22 protein-coding genes and 2 pseudogenes are annotated in these 15,221 nt (G+C 48.3%); 13 read left to right on the top strand and 11 right to left on the bottom strand.

Annotated elements, in window-relative coordinates; translation table 11 throughout:
- The first annotated feature begins 456 nt into the window (after positions 1-456).
- The 10 genes and pseudogenes from HW443_RS01695 (at position 457) to galT (ending at position 5,992) form a co-directional block, all read left to right on the top strand.
- Positions 457-774 carry a hypothetical protein gene (locus HW443_RS01695; RefSeq protein ID WP_176236001.1) on the top strand — a complete coding sequence of 106 codons (318 nt, stop codon included), beginning with the start codon at positions 457-459 and terminating at the stop codon, positions 772-774.
- A 361-nt stretch (positions 775-1,135) separates the two neighbouring features.
- A complete protein-coding gene (locus HW443_RS13780) occupies positions 1,136-1,411 on the top strand; it encodes a type II toxin-antitoxin system Phd/YefM family antitoxin (RefSeq protein WP_176236002.1) in 276 nt (91 codons plus the stop codon).
- Complete coding sequence (locus tag HW443_RS01685) at positions 1,408-1,869, top strand: type II toxin-antitoxin system VapC family toxin (protein WP_176236003.1); 462 nt, start codon at positions 1,408-1,410, stop codon at positions 1,867-1,869. The genes HW443_RS13780 and HW443_RS01685 overlap by 4 nt, the downstream gene beginning before the upstream one ends.
- A 416-nt stretch (positions 1,870-2,285) precedes the next feature.
- Positions 2,286-2,597, top strand: coding sequence for a hypothetical protein (locus HW443_RS01680; RefSeq protein ID WP_176236004.1), 312 nt, complete (start codon positions 2,286-2,288; stop codon positions 2,595-2,597).
- Positions 2,598-2,788: 191 nt separating this feature from the next.
- Positions 2,789-3,088, top strand: coding sequence for a uroporphyrinogen decarboxylase family protein (locus HW443_RS13775; protein ID WP_176236009.1), 300 nt, complete (start codon positions 2,789-2,791; stop codon positions 3,086-3,088).
- Positions 2,989-3,237: pseudogene (locus HW443_RS01670) on the top strand (uroporphyrinogen decarboxylase family protein); the annotation flags it as partial. The gene HW443_RS13775 and the pseudogene HW443_RS01670, both read left to right, overlap by 100 nt.
- A gap of 41 nt (positions 3,238-3,278) precedes the next feature.
- A complete protein-coding gene (galK, locus tag HW443_RS01665) occupies positions 3,279-4,265 on the top strand; it encodes a galactokinase (RefSeq protein WP_176236006.1) in 987 nt (328 codons plus the stop codon).
- Between the two features lie 2 nt (positions 4,266-4,267).
- Positions 4,268-4,462, top strand: a complete 195-nt coding sequence (locus HW443_RS01660) for a hypothetical protein (RefSeq protein ID WP_176236007.1) — start codon at positions 4,268-4,270, stop codon at positions 4,460-4,462.
- A gap of 243 nt (positions 4,463-4,705) precedes the next feature.
- A complete protein-coding gene (locus HW443_RS01655) occupies positions 4,706-4,891 on the top strand; it encodes a hypothetical protein (protein ID WP_176236008.1) in 186 nt (61 codons plus the stop codon).
- Positions 4,892-5,017: 126 nt separating this feature from the next.
- Positions 5,018-5,992 (top strand): galactose-1-phosphate uridylyltransferase, encoded by a 975-nt coding sequence (gene galT / locus HW443_RS01650; RefSeq protein ID WP_176237847.1) that lies wholly within the window; start codon positions 5,018-5,020, stop codon positions 5,990-5,992.
- Positions 5,993-6,049: 57 nt separating this feature from the next.
- Here galT and HW443_RS01645 read toward each other — a convergent pair whose 3' ends face one another.
- From HW443_RS01645 to HW443_RS01635, 3 genes are all read right to left on the bottom strand, one after another.
- Positions 6,050-6,694 (bottom strand): helix-turn-helix domain-containing protein, encoded by a 645-nt coding sequence (locus HW443_RS01645; protein WP_176236292.1) that lies wholly within the window; start codon positions 6,692-6,694, stop codon positions 6,050-6,052.
- 162 nt (positions 6,695-6,856) lie between these two features.
- A complete protein-coding gene (locus HW443_RS01640; RefSeq protein WP_176226790.1) occupies positions 6,857-7,123 on the bottom strand; it encodes a DUF5615 family PIN-like protein in 267 nt (88 codons plus the stop codon).
- A 2-nt stretch (positions 7,124-7,125) separates the two neighbouring features.
- A complete protein-coding gene (locus HW443_RS01635) occupies positions 7,126-7,371 on the bottom strand; it encodes a DUF433 domain-containing protein (protein ID WP_176226791.1) in 246 nt (81 codons plus the stop codon).
- Positions 7,372-7,661: 290 nt separating this feature from the next.
- Between HW443_RS01635 and HW443_RS01630 the strand changes: the two genes are divergently transcribed.
- Positions 7,662-7,829, top strand: coding sequence for a hypothetical protein (locus HW443_RS01630; protein ID WP_176237283.1), 168 nt, complete (start codon positions 7,662-7,664; stop codon positions 7,827-7,829).
- Here the strand turns inward: HW443_RS01630 and HW443_RS01625 are convergent.
- Entirely contained in the window at positions 7,819-8,298 is a 480-nt protein-coding gene (locus tag HW443_RS01625; RefSeq protein WP_219857217.1) for a type II toxin-antitoxin system VapC family toxin, read from the bottom strand. The two genes, HW443_RS01630 and HW443_RS01625, sit on opposite strands and share 11 nt — an antisense overlap.
- A complete protein-coding gene (locus HW443_RS01620) occupies positions 8,273-8,677 on the bottom strand; it encodes a helix-turn-helix domain-containing protein (protein WP_176226774.1) in 405 nt (134 codons plus the stop codon). Before HW443_RS01620 ends, HW443_RS01625 begins: the two co-directional genes overlap by 26 nt.
- 124 nt (positions 8,678-8,801) lie before the next feature.
- Between HW443_RS01620 and HW443_RS13770 the strand changes: the two are divergent.
- Positions 8,802-9,128: pseudogene (locus HW443_RS13770) on the top strand (iron-sulfur cluster assembly scaffold protein); the annotation flags it as partial.
- A gap of 33 nt (positions 9,129-9,161) precedes the next feature.
- Positions 9,162-10,364, top strand: a complete 1,203-nt coding sequence (gene mnmA / locus HW443_RS01615) for a tRNA 2-thiouridine(34) synthase MnmA (RefSeq protein WP_258188934.1) — start codon at positions 9,162-9,164, stop codon at positions 10,362-10,364.
- A gap of 49 nt (positions 10,365-10,413) precedes the next feature.
- On the opposite strand, the gene HW443_RS01610 is transcribed toward mnmA, so the two are convergent.
- The 6 genes from HW443_RS01610 to HW443_RS01585 form a co-directional block, all read right to left on the bottom strand.
- Positions 10,414-10,800, bottom strand: a complete 387-nt coding sequence (locus HW443_RS01610) for a cupredoxin domain-containing protein (RefSeq protein ID WP_176226826.1) — start codon at positions 10,798-10,800, stop codon at positions 10,414-10,416.
- 4 nt (positions 10,801-10,804) lie between these two features.
- Positions 10,805-12,226 (bottom strand): 4Fe-4S binding protein, encoded by a 1,422-nt coding sequence (locus tag HW443_RS01605; RefSeq protein WP_176235950.1) that lies wholly within the window; start codon positions 12,224-12,226, stop codon positions 10,805-10,807.
- 95 nt (positions 12,227-12,321) lie between these two features.
- Complete coding sequence (locus HW443_RS01600) at positions 12,322-12,846, bottom strand: cupredoxin domain-containing protein (RefSeq protein WP_176233187.1); 525 nt, start codon at positions 12,844-12,846, stop codon at positions 12,322-12,324.
- Positions 12,836-13,699 (bottom strand): ethylbenzene dehydrogenase-related protein, encoded by an 864-nt coding sequence (locus tag HW443_RS01595; RefSeq protein WP_176237846.1) that lies wholly within the window; start codon positions 13,697-13,699, stop codon positions 12,836-12,838. Before HW443_RS01595 ends, HW443_RS01600 begins: the two co-directional genes overlap by 11 nt.
- Complete coding sequence (locus tag HW443_RS01590; protein WP_176237845.1) at positions 13,700-14,275, bottom strand: TorD/DmsD family molecular chaperone; 576 nt, start codon at positions 14,273-14,275, stop codon at positions 13,700-13,702. It abuts the gene before it with no gap.
- Complete coding sequence (locus tag HW443_RS01585) at positions 14,238-15,206, bottom strand: 4Fe-4S dicluster domain-containing protein (RefSeq protein ID WP_308748297.1); 969 nt, start codon at positions 15,204-15,206, stop codon at positions 14,238-14,240. Before HW443_RS01585 ends, HW443_RS01590 begins: the two co-directional genes overlap by 38 nt.
- Positions 15,207-15,221 lie beyond the last annotated feature (15 nt).

Here is a 15,221-nt window from a genome sequence, read left to right as displayed (position 1 = left end):
TAACCCTACAACGTCATTTACCTGAATACCTACAATATGTTGTGGTTCAATTAAAGAAATTGCCCTACATATTGAACCAAGATTCTTAAGTATCGCTGTAGGGATAAGAGAACATCAGTCTGCCCGTATGCTTAGTCCCCAAGAACTTGAGAATAAATCCAAACAACACACGAAACAATGGATTTTGAGCAGCGCTCTCAAGCGATTACCGACCCCCAAAGAGAGCGAAAAGATTATTGACAATATACGCTATAACCCAAAGATGATTTTTACCTGCATCGACACGCTAACTAAAGAGATAGCTTGGATATTCATAGGCTCAACAAAATCGCCGGAGTATGATAATATACTGGTAGCAAGTCGAGGAGGTAGGGTTAGATCATTTTATCCCATAGATGACTTAAGGCGATATCTTGATAATATGAAAAACTGGGTAGATATTGAGGAATTTCTCAAATGAGCAAATTAACTTTGGAGCAACAAATAGACATCTATGAAGAAGGAATTAACTATCTTGAAGACTATGAGCCCGAAGAAGTAGCTTATGTTCTCACTATTCGGGATGAGATAGAGGAGACTATTGAGCAGAAGGGGATCAGCTCTGGACTTAAGGAAAAGCTGGAAATTCTCGACTCTAAGTTCAAGGACAAAACCGAAGTAGTAGTCAAAAATCTCGGTGTTCTTCTGCAAATGAATCAAGCGGCTGGCAAGTCCACATCTCATTGGTGGTGGTATTTGGATAAAGTTGCAAAGAAAGAGAAGGTCAGCCTCTAGCAAGAAAATTTCTTCTAGCTGTTCCTTATAGATCCGCTAACAGGGGCGGGTTTTTTAATTGTCCTGATTTTAAGAAGACGAAGGCCATGTTGACCTGGTCATGATGCCAGAGAAGGAGAAGATAACAGCCTAAACTGCCCAGGTTAAAAAAACTTCTTGTAGAGCCGCTCTTCGCGAGGGGGTTTTGCTAGACCGACTTACTACTACACTGATGTTCCTGTGCACGTTACCCCATAAGTTAGCCTAACCACTGGTTCCCATTTCCAACAGTAAATTCTGAAAAAATTTGGCCCCAAACTAAAACTTGCCTATTGTGGTCTCTTAGAGTATAATGTGATCACAATGATGAGGAGGTTTTACAATGATCCAGACGAGAATAGGCATCCGACAGCTGAAAGCGAGACTAGGCAACTACATGCGGCAAGTCAAGGCCGGTACTACATTGATTATCACTGAGCGGGGGAAACCTGTCGGGCGCATTATCCCGATAGGGTCATCAGTGGAGTCCCGGACGCAGGAATTGATCCAGGCTGGGCTGGTGGCATGGAGTGGGCGTAAACTGACTGATACGGCACCGGTAGCTCGAACGCAAGGTAGACGCACAGTAGCCGAGTTGCTCTTGGAGAATCGCGAATGATCCTATACCTGGACGCTAGCGCGCTGGTAAAACGGTACGTGGCTGAGCTGGGCTCAGCGGAGGTAGGCCAGGCGGTAACTAAGGCAGAGGTAGTAGCTACAGCAATTATCAGCCGGGCGGAAGTGGCAGCCGCCTTGGCCAGGTCGGTGCGGATGAGCGTTCTAAAAGAAAAGGATGCCCTGGCAAGCCTCCAGATGTTCAGAAACGAGTGGCCTGACTTGGTGCGGGTGCAGATAACGGAGATAGTGGTATCCCGCGCTGATACTTTAGCCTGGGAGCACGGTCTGCGCGGCTACGATGCAGTCCACCTGGCAGCAGCCTCCTTTTGGCAGGAGATGATGGGCGAGGTGGTAACTATGGCGACTTTTGATCAGATGTTGTGGGCAGCGGCTGGACGGGTGGGATTGGTTCCCTTTCCAGCCGACTTACCATCGCTCTTGGAGGCAGGGAAAGTTTAGATGTTAAGCGTAGGCCTGCCCGTTGACTTTGATGGCATTCTTAGCTAGTTTGTCATGGGTGGCCACATCCTCGAACCATAAAAATGGGGAATCTATTTTCCAGTGACTTTTCAAATTGGTTCCTGAGATAGAAATCTTACGGGCGCTATACCCCCTACAGGGGCGAGATGGAGGCTTGCCCGTCCTCCCAAGAGCCGTTTGCTTTTAAGAAGACGAAGGCCAATGTTGACTTGGTCATGAAATTCGGGAATTTTTTGTAATGAACGATGTGACTTTAGATACCAAATAGATATCCACCATTTAGGACATGAGCCAGAGGGTCTGTTCAGGTTTCTTGAGAAGATGCGCAGTCTGTGGATAGAAGTTAAGAAGCATCCTGGTGGTGAAGGGTATCTGATTATTCAGGAATGGGAGATATGACTAAGAGAGAAAAGCTTGAGAAGTATATAAAAATATACGAGGCCAATGTTCGCTATCTTGAAGGTTCCCTCTATGAAGAAGTTGCCTCCATGCTTACCTATCGCGATTTACTAGAAGAACTTTTAACAGAGATTGGAACCAAAGAGGACAGGAAAAAAGTGGCTCAGATTGATGAGGAACTTCGAGAGAGGCGTAACTTAATCAGAGAGGATCTTAAGCTTTTGCGAAAATCTGCTCAGGGGCCACCTGAATCTTACTGGTGGTGGTATCTGGACAAACTACCAGAGGAGCAGAAAATAACAGCCTAAACTGGTTAGGTTCAAAACAATTTCTTGTAAACCCACTCTTCGCGAGAGAGTTCTTGCTGTCGCGATTTGCCGCGACAACGATGTTCCTGTGCACACCACCCCACAAATTAGCCCAACCACCAGCTCTTAACGAATTCCTTCTCTAAATCAAATTCTGAAAAAATTGGGTCGAATCCCAGCACGGCCCTCTCATCTCCCCCTCTCTCTATCGCCGCCTCGTCAAGCCCAGACAGCAAAGGATTATCTCAACTCTCAAGAAGAAGACTCAAGTGAAGATATTTTTTCATTGTTGTGGCGCCATCTATGAGTTTATTCCTGATATGATACAAATGGGAGTGGATATTCTGAACCCGGTACAGGTCTCGGCACAAAGCATGGACTCGGCCAAACTAAAGAGGGAGTTCGGCAAGGATCTTGTCTTCTGGGGTGGGGGGTGGACACTCAGAATATCCTGCCCTTTGGGACTCCCGAAAAGGTCTGCCAGGAGGTAAAAAAGAGACACCTGGACTTTGCGCCAGGGAGTGGTTATGTGTTCAACCCGGGACACAACATTCAGGACAACGTCCCTTCCGCCAATATCCTGGCCATGTTTGTGGCAGCGGCCAAATATGGCAGTTGTCCCATTGATATTGACTCTTAGTTCTTAACTATAGATCTGTTATGTACTCCTTGGAGGACGAGTTGATTCTTGAGAGCAGGTTGGAAGAGTTAAAGGAATGTCTGCAGGACCAGGTAGACCTCGATCCACAAAAGCTTATTGTTGCTAGAGCCTCTGGAAGAGCCAACCTAATTGGCGAACATACCGACTATAACCAGGGCTTGGTCCTGCCCATAGCCGTAGATCGGGATGTGCTGGTAGCGGGGGTTGTCCAAGAGGGGGACCAAGTCACCCTCCATTCCCTCGATTTCCAGGATCAGGTGCGTTTTGGCTTAAAGAACATAGTCTACGATCCGGCCCACCCCTGGGCTAACTATACCAAAGGGGTGGTACAGGTTTTTAAGCAAAAGGGCTATACTCTCTCCGGATTTGTGGCTGCCATCCACGGGAACATTCCCATTGGAGCGGGAATGAGCTCCTCAGCAGCTATAGAGGTTGCTGTGGCTACTTTCTTGGAGGAAACTTTCGGGCTCAAGCTTGATCCCAGAGAGGTAGCCCTGTGGTGTGTGGAAGCTGAGAACAACTTTGTGGGAGTGAACTGCGGCATCATGGACCAATTCGCCTCCAAGCTGGGCAAAAAAGACCATGCTCTTTTCATAGACTGTAGAGATTACAGCTACGAATATGTGCCCTTTCATCTGGACAGCCACAAAGTACTGCTGGTGGATAGCAAGTTAGGCCGGGATCTGGCTTCTACGGAGTACAATATCCGCCGGGCCAAGTGTGAAGAAGCACTCAACTTGTTAAAGAGTCAGCTCCCAGAGGTTACCTCCCTACGAGATGTGACCTTGGCCCAGCTTGAGAGGATGGAAGAAAAGTTAGGGAAGAAATTGGCCCAAAGAGTCAGGCACGTCCTGTCTGAAAATCAGCGGGTGCTTAAAGCCAAAGAGGCTCTCCAGAAAGGAGATCTTCACCACCTGGGTCGCCTTTTGGTACAGTCTCACCTCTCCCTGCGGGATGATTTTGAGGTAGTTGTCTGGAGCTGGACTTTCTGGTGGAGAGTGGGCTGAAGATGGAAGGCGTTCTGGGCGTAAGGATGATGGGTGGGGGCTTTGGGGGATGTACCATAAACATAGTCCGGGAAGAAGCTATCGAGCGGGTTATGGATGAGCTGGGCCAGGGCTATGGCCGAAGATTTGGCCTTGTCCCTGAATTTTACGTCTGTGAGGCTAGCCAGGGAGCAAGCATCTTGAAACCCAGCAAGTAGTTAGTTTAAATGAGTTGCCCACACCGCCACAGGTGGCGCCGTGCACGATGGAAAGGTATCTTTCAGGGCAATTTCTCATTATGGTCTCATCACCCACGAACCATGATAACATGAAAATATTGGCTATTTTCTAAGTAGAAAGCTGGTGTAGAGGAGCCAGGGGCAAGGGATTACGAAAAGCTCATGCCGATGGAATGGCATAAAGGAGTATGAAAATTAGGGTATATTTTCAGAGGCAAGAATATGAAGAAAGAGAAAATCCTCAAAGAGGATGGTCGCTATCTAATATTCTATAGTTTGCGGAATGAGGCTGGTTTGCCGGACCACGTTAAAGGGAGCAAGGAGAGGGGAGCTCTCTCTGGGCTTGACAACTCCCTCGAGAAGCAAATTTTACCGGAAAGCGAAGAAGGAGATATAGGCCGCGTATGACGAGGAAGCACAACTGCTATTTTTTCTGATTTTTGAAAGCTCATCTAATAAGTAAGGAAAGCTGTATTGGATTTCTTTCCCAGGGTGCTTTAGAACCTCTCCGGAGAAAATCAGGAGGTTAACCCTATGTCTGAGCTACGCTATAACCCCACTTTGGATGAATGGGTGGTCACGGCCACCCACCGCCAGGAGAGGACCTTCTTTCCTCCCCAGGATTACTGTCCTCTCTGTCCCACCCGGCCGGGCTCCTTTCCCACCGAGGTGCCTCAGGAGGACTATGAGATCATAGTCTTTGAGAACAAGTTCCCTACCTTCAAAAGGGAGCCGGAGTCCCCGGCCATCTCCGGGAATGGCCTGTATAAAGTAAAGCCCTCTCTGGGTATCTGCGAGGTAGTTCTTTATTCCCCCCGCCACGAGGGAAGCCTCACCGATCTCCCCTTAGCCCACATAGAAAATCTGGTGGAGGTGTGGGCTGACCGCTACCAGGAGCTGGGCTCTCTCAACTACATTGACTACGTTTTCATTTTCGAGAACAAGGGTGAGGAGATCGGGGTGACCCTTTCCCATCCCCACGGCCAGATCTATGCCTTTTCCTACATCCCTCCCATCCCCCAAAAGGAACTTCGCCAGGCTCAGGAACACCACCGCCAAAAGAAAAGCTGCCTCTACTGCGATATCCTGGAGGAGGAGCGTAGAGATGGCAGAAGGATGGTTATAGAGAGTGCCTGCTTTTGCGCTTTTGTGCCCTTTTTTGCCCGCTATCCCTATGAGGTGCACATCTACTCTCAGGACCATCTGGCATCTCTAGCGGAGATGGATAAAGAAAAGAGGAGGGATCTGGCCCACATACTTAAGACCCTGCTCACCACCTACGACAACCTTTTTGGCTTCTCCTTTCCTTATATGATGGTTTTCCACCAGATCCCCACGGATGGAAAGAGCTATCCCTACTACCACTTCCACATCGAGTTCTACCCGCCCTACCGCTCCCGGGATAAGCTCAAATATCTAGCTGGATGTGAATCGGGAGCGGGCACCTTCATTAATGACACTCTACCAGAGAAAAAGGCGGAGGAGCTGCGGAGGGCGAGTGCAGGATGAATATGGGGCTGGCGCAGAGTTAGATGCTGAAAAGGACTTTTCTCGGGTTCTTGGTCTTCAATCAGTTTTCTCCGAAGCCGTTGGGATATGTTCTCCTCTTCTCTCCATCTCCTCTGGATCCAATACCCTCAGGCCTTCGAGCTTTGCCCCTTCGTTCAGCCGTTCCTCTATTACTCTCTGGGAAAGTGAGACCTCAAGGGAATTGAGGATCTTTCTTGCAGCCTGGAGATCTCCCTCTGGAAAAATTTCCTTTTTCATGGCATTGATTAAAGCAACCTTATCCATATGATGGATAGCTTCCTGACCTTCTCTTAAGTCCGTTGACACTTCTAGCCCCTCCTGCTTAGTAGATTTAGCTCTCAAAAACTGTTTGCTCGAGCCTATGCCAACAAGCTCAAAATACGGATCATCTTTGGTCAGGGGCGGAAAGCGTTTTTCCCAATATTCCAGATCATTTTCCGTATGCTCAAGGTCAGCCTCATGATCCTCCGGTCCAAAATCGGCTCCGCGATCTCTGCCGCCTCTTTGGATGAACCTCTCTAGATCGGCAACCCTTACCCGGCGAAAATGTCCTACTTTGACCGATTTTAGCTTTCCCTCTCGGATCCAGGCTCGCACAGTGGAGACACCAGCCCGGGTAATCTCTGCTACCTCTTTCACCGATAGAAGTTGTATTTGCTTGGGATAATTTATCGCATCCATAATGTCACTCTCCTTAGCCAGACAATAAGAATATTCAGGATCGTTTTATTTGTCCTCAGGAAGACTCATTCCATACTCCTTCCTCCGGAAGCCGGACGCGCGTTCGAAAGCGCTCCACGGTGAGTAATGCCCCTTTGGCCAGCTCATCTTGATGAGTCTCGATCAGACGCAATAAAATCTTTCCTGCATTCGAGCAGGAATCTCAACCAATCGCACAATGGTAGGATGTGGCTTTCGAAAGACAAAGACCAGGTCTCCGAAATCCTTATCTGCCGTGACCAAAATTCGGCGCTCCTTGGCTGCTTGTTCCAGAATGACATCGTCTCCGGGATCTTCCGGCCCCTCCGCCGCCCAGACTACATCGTAACCTGCTGCCCGCAGTTCCCGAACTGCAAACCCTGAGATGCAACTGTCGAGGAGAAACCGCATGGCTACTCCCCTACAATGGCCGGTTCTACCCGCTCATGGGCCACCATGCGGTGGGCGTAAACCAGGCAGGCATGGATGTCTTCCGGCTCGAGAAACGGATACCCCTCCAAAAGTTCCTCGACAGTGGATCCGGCAGCCAACATACCCAGGATGTGTTCAACTGCAATACGCCGCCCCCTAATGATCGGCTTGCCACCGAATATATTGGGGTTGACTGTAATCCGTTTGAGAAGTTCTTGATTTGTCATAGCCGATCCTCCTTCTATTTATATATTATACCAGGTTTGCGCGGGGTTTCCGTAAAGTCCTCTGTTTGCCCTTTCGCCGCTCACAGATGAGTACGAGATTCTTGCGAATTTTCTCAAAAAATGACTTTTTCGGAAACCTCCACCAAAAGTCCTTTCTTTTTAAGACGCTGTGCCGTATAGTCATAGAAACATCAATACGTCTATGTGTTTGAGGTGAGAGATGAAAAAGATGACGGTAGTCTTTGATGACGACGACCTTTATACCGCAGTGAAGGTGGAGGAGGCCTTCTTTGAGGTTTGATGAGCTGCCTATGGCAGAGGCAGTTTTTATTGACGCCAATATCTTCGTGTACCACTTCACTGGCATATCCGAGGAATGCTCCCGGTTTTTGAAGCGATGTGAAGCTGGAGAACTGCGCGGAGTGACCACGGTCAATGTAATTCCTGTCAGGTGGTGAAATTCATTTCTGTGTTTTCCTGATGCTTTTGAGGCACATAATCACCGATCCATTTGACCCAAGGCAAACTTTCTTTCACAGCATTAATTAGACGTCTGTCTGCTGTCCACAAGTCGCAACCTTCGAGCCTGGCCAGGGCCAGGTAATAGCTATCATAGGTCGTGGGACGCTTATAGGTGAGAGCCAGCCGCCATGCCTCATCGAAGATTTGGCGGTTATGCCGAAGGTCGAGGTTGATATCATGGGAAACATTAAAGGCCTTTTTCCCCGTCTGCTCTGAGATGTTTCCTCGGTATACCTGATTTCCAATGACCGAAGTCACCTCAAAGCGAATATGGGAGGGTGCCACGAATTTTGTGTCTGAATCAATACAGTCCTGGAGAAAAGCCAGAGCCAGCTCACTATACTCCTCTGCCAGTACCCATTTTACAGCCAGGGAGGCATCAATGCATATTTGAGAGCTCATCATCCCGCCCCTCTCGCAACTGGTTCAAAAGCTCGCCTGAATCTGGCAGAAGTCTCCCGCTTCTCTCGGCCAGAATAGCTGCCTGGATCTCTCTACACCTCTCTACGATGGACGCTCTTAGGCTTTTATCCGTTTCCTGCTTTTGTTTGGCTCTATCGGTCCAAGCTTCTAAGGTAGCTCTCCTTTTACGTTTATTCCGACCGGCCAGGTCTAGTAGATCCCAGCCCAAAAAGCGCCACCGGCGGCCCATTTTTACTCCTTTGACTTCTTTTCTCGCTATCATTAATTGGAAAGTGCGCACGGGAATTTTCAAAAGCTCAGCCGCTTCCTCGGTGGTATAGTAAGCGTTAGGGTTAATTTCATGGGCTATGATTTTGCTCATTTGAACCTCCTCCTCATTGGAGCAGTACCACAAATTGCAGTTAAATGCAATAAACATCACATTGTGGCTCTACCTGAGGCCTATGGAGCCAACCGTTATAATTTCCTCGTGAGGTGGGTAAAAAATGCTCAACGAACTCATGAGGGCTCATCTGATAGATCCTCAGAATATAGGCACTATGGAAAGTCCTGATGCTGTGGGCCAGGCGGGAAGTGTGGAGTGCGGCACCCTGGTCACGGCGCAGATGAAAGTGCGAGATGGGCTGATCCAGGATCTCAAGTTCCTTGTCTACGGACCGGGCCAGGCTATCGCCGCCTGCAGCTTTCTCTCCCAGTACCTGCAAGGAAAGCCTCTGGATCAGGCGGCCAGGATGACGGGACGGAGAGTCGCCTCTCTAATGGGGGAGATAGAGAAGGAAATGGGCTGCTTTAAGATTGTGGCCGCGGCCCTTGGCCATTGTCTGGAGAATTTTATCTCTGGACCCATGGGTAAACTAAAGCCCCTAGAGAAGTTGCGAGATGTCTCCAGGGAGAGAGTGGCCGTGGCTATGAGTGGGGGAGTAGATAGCTCTACCGCTGCCCTGATCCTCAAGGAGGAGGGTTATGATGTTATCGGCCTGACCATGCGACTGTGGGAGGATGGAGAGAGTGATGAGGGGCGAATGCTCAATCTCAAGGCCACGGATTTAGATATTGAGGAGGATAACTATCCGGAAGATAGACCTCGAAGCTGCTGCTCTCCTTTGGATATCCAGGATGCCAAAGAGGTGGCCGATAAGATCGGCATCCCCCACTATGTGATTAATCTGGCTGATCTCTTTGAGCAAAGAGTTATAAGACCCTTCTGCGATCAGTATCTGGAAGGTATGACTCCCAATCCCTGTCTGAACTGCAACCGCTTTATCAAGCTGGATATTCTGAGGAGAAGGGCCCACTGGCTGGGAGCTTACTATCTTTCAACCGGGCACTATGTGAGAGTCAGGTCTGCCGAGGAAAATGGCAGGTTCCTGGTCTACAGAGCGGAAGATTCCTCCAAGGATCAGTCCTGCATGTTCTGGTCAGCCACTCAGGAGCAGCTTTGCCATTTTTTGAGCCCTCTGGGTGACTACACCAAGGAAAGAGTCCGCAAGCTGGCGGAGAGAGCTTATCTCCCGGTAGCGGACAAAATGGAGAGTCAGGAGATATGTTTCATCTCCGATAACAACTATCATCGCTTTCTCCGGGAAAAGGTGGGATATTGTCCCCGGCCTGGTCCTATTGTGGATACTGAGGGAAAAGTGATCGGCACTCACCAGGGTCTGGCCTTCTACACAATCGGCCAGAGGAGAGGTCTGGGTATAGGTGGACCCGGCCCCTATTATGTAGTGGGAATAGATACTGAGAAAAATCTCTTGATAGTTGGCCACTGGAAGGATGTCTATAGACGAGAGCTCATAGCCGAAGAGGTCAACTTCATTCCTTTCGACCATCTGGAAGGGGATCTGCGGGTCACGGTCCAGGTGAGATATCGGGGTGAGGAGGGAGAAGCTATTGTTCGGCCTGTAGATGAGAGTCGAGTACAAGTGACCTTCCGTCGGCCCATCCGAGCCATCACCCCTGGCCAGTCAGTAGTCTTCTATCAGGGGGATCTGCTGGTGGGAGGAGGCATAATCTCCTCTTTTTCCGGCTCAGGCCAGGCGGTGGTCTAAAGAGTGATCAGCGCCCCATCCCTCAAGTGCCTCTGACTGTCAATGTAAATTATTCCACAATCAGCTCACCTCTCATCTCCATATGGCGGCCAGCACACCAGACTGTGCATAGGAAGGGAAAGGTTCCGCTTTTGTTAGCCACGAATTGGACCACCGCTACCTGGCCTGCTTTTATCTCTGGAACGGCAACCTCAAAATCAGGCAAGGCAAAGCCGTGGCTTACGGTATCAATGTTGCGTATAAGTATCCTAACCTCTTCCCCCAAAGGAACCGTAATCTCCTGAGGATACCAGTTGCCGTGCTCGGGAGCTCTGGCCGTAAGTTCAACTGTATAGAGCTCACGGCGTCGGTATGCCTCCACACCGACTACACCAGCAATAGTGATAACTGTGGCCAGGATAAAAAGTATTACCGCAATGATTTCTTTTCTGCTCATCGCTTCACCCCATAAATAACCATAAAAATGCTGTTGTGATCAGGGTTAAAAGACCGAGCATGGGTATCCAGCCACGCCTGGCCTGCGGTAAATCAGGGTAGGTCTGTCTGGATGACCTGAACCCATAAGCAATAGAAAACAAATAAAACACTATAAGAGTTGCTCCCTGCAGATAACCCAAAAGGTGGGTCAGGACAGGCGTCCAGGGGAAATGGGCTGTACCAAAAAGGTTCCACCCCCAGGCAAATGGATCTGACAGGATGTGTAAGAGATAACTCCCATTGGGAAGAATTATGCCTAAACTAAACCCTATCCAAACACCCAGGCCCAGAGGAACAAGAGTATAGGAGAAATTGGTGAAAATCTTCTTCAGAGGGACCTCTTTGTTACCACTGAATAATTTGGAGAGGTAAGCAAAGAGAAAGAAAATTCCTGGAATTATCAAAAGGTTGAAAACTGTATGGAAGGTTATGTAACCTAAGTAACCTTCCAAGGTGGTGGCCCTCACCATATCTTTTATGACCCCCCAGGGCCCCTGAAAGGCCAGGTAAAAAACTATGGCAATACCCAGCATAATAAAAGCCTTGTAGGCCTCATCCAGCCCTCTTGGCTCTCTCTTAGTATCTACCAGTAAATCCACCCCAGGTGGTCTTAAGTTAAGAGCCATATTGTCATGGGGGCAGGTCTTAAAACACTCAAGGCACAGACCACAGTAGGTATTCTTAGCAAAGTCAAAAGGTGTTCTCAGCCAGGGACAACCATATCCCTTCTCATTCCCCACAAAGCATGTTTTGGGCGTGTGTTTTTTGCAAATCTCAGGGTCTTTACGCCGCACCTCAGCGGTAGCAAATTGTGAATAGAGCCCCTGAAATCCAGATACAGGGCACAGATATAAACAAAAAGTGCGCTTTTGAAAGACAAGCCCGGTCAAGAACGCTACCAGGATAATAATGCCTAAAAGTATGAAAGTAGCAAATGGTCTTACGGTGAAGAATCCGGAAAAGAATGTTGTAGCCAGGAAGGCAAGGTTCAGAACCCACATACTGCTAAGCCTTTTAGGCCACTTTAGATTTAAGCCGCCCAATTTTCCTTGTCTAACCTCGAATAGTTTTCCTCTTTGGGCCCAATCAGAGAAGATAGGAAACGGGCACATCAGACACCACATCCGGGCAAAACCAGGAACTAACATGAGTATCAGCAATACCCACCAGAGTATCCAGACCATCATTATTCCGAAATTATAATTACCTGCCGAGTATCCACCGAAGAGTCCAGCAAGTAAGATAATGACAAAAATGAAAAGATTGAACAGAATAAGCAGTAGAGGAAGCCACCTTGATTTACAAAGTGCCCTTACGAGCTTGAACTTTGTGAGTTCAAACCTGAAATTTAGATCAATTAACCCAAATAGTTTATCTTCAGACATTTTTACATCTCTCCTTACCGTGGCAATTCTGGACTTTGTTTTTACCTATCCCCCCAGCTCCCGAAATCGGGGGCAGGGGGTGGGAGGCAAACGGATCAGGATCTCCTCAAGACCACAAATGCCAGGTTGGCTAAGGCCAAAGCTATGGTTAAAAACACATAGATAAAGAAGGGTGAATTTGGCTCAACTACTAAATAGCCAACCATATAAGGGTGAAATTCTCCACAAGTAACAGAACACCGGAACGTAAACCGCCCGGTTTTGTTGGCAACAAAGGTAAGGGTCCCCTCTTGCCCTGGCAGGGCAGAGGTCTGGATCTCATATCCATCCAGATATAAACCATGATGCACATCTTCACTTATAAGACGGATCCTGACCAGGTCTCCCTGGTTGACCTGAATAACGTTAGGCGTAAAAACAAAATTCCTGGCCTTAATTTCAAAAAGCTTTTCTTCTGGAGCCTGGGCAGAGGTGGGAGAGGGAAGTTTTGGTGAGTCCTTAGCTCTCGTGATTAAGCATGCTGGAGAATGATGGGCAGAGGCTGGAGAGGGAAGTCCGGCTAAAATAAGCAATATGAATAGTCCACCCAAGGAAAGCATTACGATTATCTTATTCTTCACCTTTGATCTCCAACTCTACCCAATCTGAAATAGACTTTCTGCCTCCCCGATCACCCTTTGCACCGTTCCAAATGGCAAAGGCAGAAAGCTTCCCCCCCCCAGGGCTAAATGCAGCGTCAAGCTGAGGGTCAGTTGGCTTAAGGGAACGTCTAAACACTACATACCAGGTCCCTTTATCCCAGAGCCCTCGGCCCAGTACATTCTGGGTCTCTTTGGGGGTAATCGTGCCCACCCCTCTGGCGATAAGGTCATTGACTGCTGACCTGGGGACCTCCTTAGAGACAACCAGAACCTCCTGTTCTTCAAAAGGATAATAAAAATCTGAATAGGCCTCGGTTTCTGGCAGTTCTTTTAACCAATATTCTGTATCCTGGCTGGCCTTCCACTGCCAGATGTTGGCTCCAGGGTTGCCCATAAAACCCATCATGATCGTGGACGGTGGAACCTCATCTGCTAGAGGAAACATAATGGCGGCGGCATCGGAAAACTCGTCTACGTCTATATTTCTGTTCTCACTGTCATCCTTCCAGCTCATATAAAAATAGATTTCTTCACCATTATGGAATGCCCTTACCGTAACAGGCGATACCAGACTCTTCCCCCAGGGTAACACCATAACCTGATACATCAGCTCTACCTCTTGGGAGGGGATGGTTTCCCATTCAGGCAAAGAAATGCCTTTGGTCAAATCAATATCTTTACTAATGAAGGGCACTTCTAAAATCACCCTTTCTGGCTTCTCAATAACTACCGGGACTCCTCTGGCATGACTTAAGCCATAGTAAACCAGGGCCAAAAAGGATATTACTGAGATAATGGCGATCAGAAGAATAGTCTTCTTGGTCAGTCGCATCTAGACATCCCTCTCCAAAAATCTTGCCTCAGACTCCAAAAAGGTGAGCATTTCCTGCGCAATTTCCCGGTAGAAAGCATTCTCGGTCTGAGAGATGATTGATCCGGCTATCTTCTTGGCTGCGGAATAGAGATGCTCAGTGAAGAATTTCTTCTGAGCATCGAGACAGACAAGGGCTTTCTCTGGCGCATGGGCAATATGGTTGCTTTCAAGCGCGTAAAGCCTCTTAAAGATAAGGTAATGCATGAATTCCAATTCACAGGCTAGCGAATCTGGCCTATCTTTACTCGGCTCCAGGCCAAAGGCGCGATAAAAGCCCATAATGTCGGCCAACATACTTGCTCTTTGAAACTCGTTTTCCGCCAGGTGCTCTGTACCGTAAAGCCAGATCTCATCTACCCGAAAGAGCCGATCATACTCAGCAACCAGCTCGTCTCTCCAGGGAGACAGTTCCGGAAAGAAGACCATAAAATCACCATCCGGGTAAGAGAGCGCTACTGCCAACCTCTTATACTTGAGTATACGCTCTCTATCGAGATCAAGTGACACTGACCCTGTAGACATCCCTTTGTTCATCGTATTCCTTCCTGACAAGGATTGGCTCTTTTAAGGGAACCTTGACCAGCTCTGTGCCCCTATCGTCGTAACCGAAGCAGTAACCATCGTCTATAGCGCCTTCCACCTTGAATGAACTGACGATTTTCTCCGTGGCGCCAAAAAGCATCAAAAGGCCAACAAGTTTCTTGTCTTCATGGCCCTTTTTATAAAGCTCAACGGCATTTTTAGCGCCAGGACCAAACAGTTGTCTATTGAATTCCTCTGGCACATTGATGGGCGGAATATAGTACACATTTGGCTCCAGTCCAAACTGCGGGTAAAGAGGAAGGGCAATTTTTTTGATGTGTACCAGATAGTCAATGGGGCTATCCTCTTTCGGCTCATTCCATCTACTTATAAAGCCAAACACCCTGATCCTGCCGATACAAGTGACTACACACTGGGTCTGTTCACCTTGTTCAACTGCAGAATAGCAGGCGATACATTTTTCTGCCTTTCCGGTATAGGCCCTAAAGAATGTTTTCTTATAGGGGCAGGCGCTTACGCATTCCCGATATCCACGGCACCTTTTCTGATCAATCAGAACAACACCGTCTTCTTTCCTTTTATAAATTGCTTTTATGGGGCAGGCCGCAAGGCAAGCCGGATAGGTGCAATGATTACATATTCTTGGCAAATAGAACATCCAGGGTTGCTGGGGGATTCGTATAAAATCGCCATCTTTGATAGGGTCGCTTACCTCGTCCTCGCCAATATTGGGAAATTGATAGTCCTCTTCCTTCGGCATGAACCCCAGGATTTCCTCACCGTAAGGCCCGTCTTCAAAGATGGTCTTCCCGGCATATTTGTCGCCTGGCCAGATCTGCGGCCCCAGCATCTCCAGAAGTCGAACATCCCAGCTAAGGGGGTAGAATCCCCAGGGCTTGGTCTCCACATTATTCCAGAACATGTACTCCTGTCCTCG

It is taken from the genome of Candidatus Hakubella thermalkaliphila (assembly GCF_013281975.1).
Classification (GTDB): Bacteria; Actinomycetota; Humimicrobiia; order Hakubellales; family Hakubellaceae; genus Hakubella; species Hakubella thermalkaliphila.
Note: the sequence above shows the minus strand (reverse complement) of the source record. Positions and strands in the feature narration are given on the sequence as shown.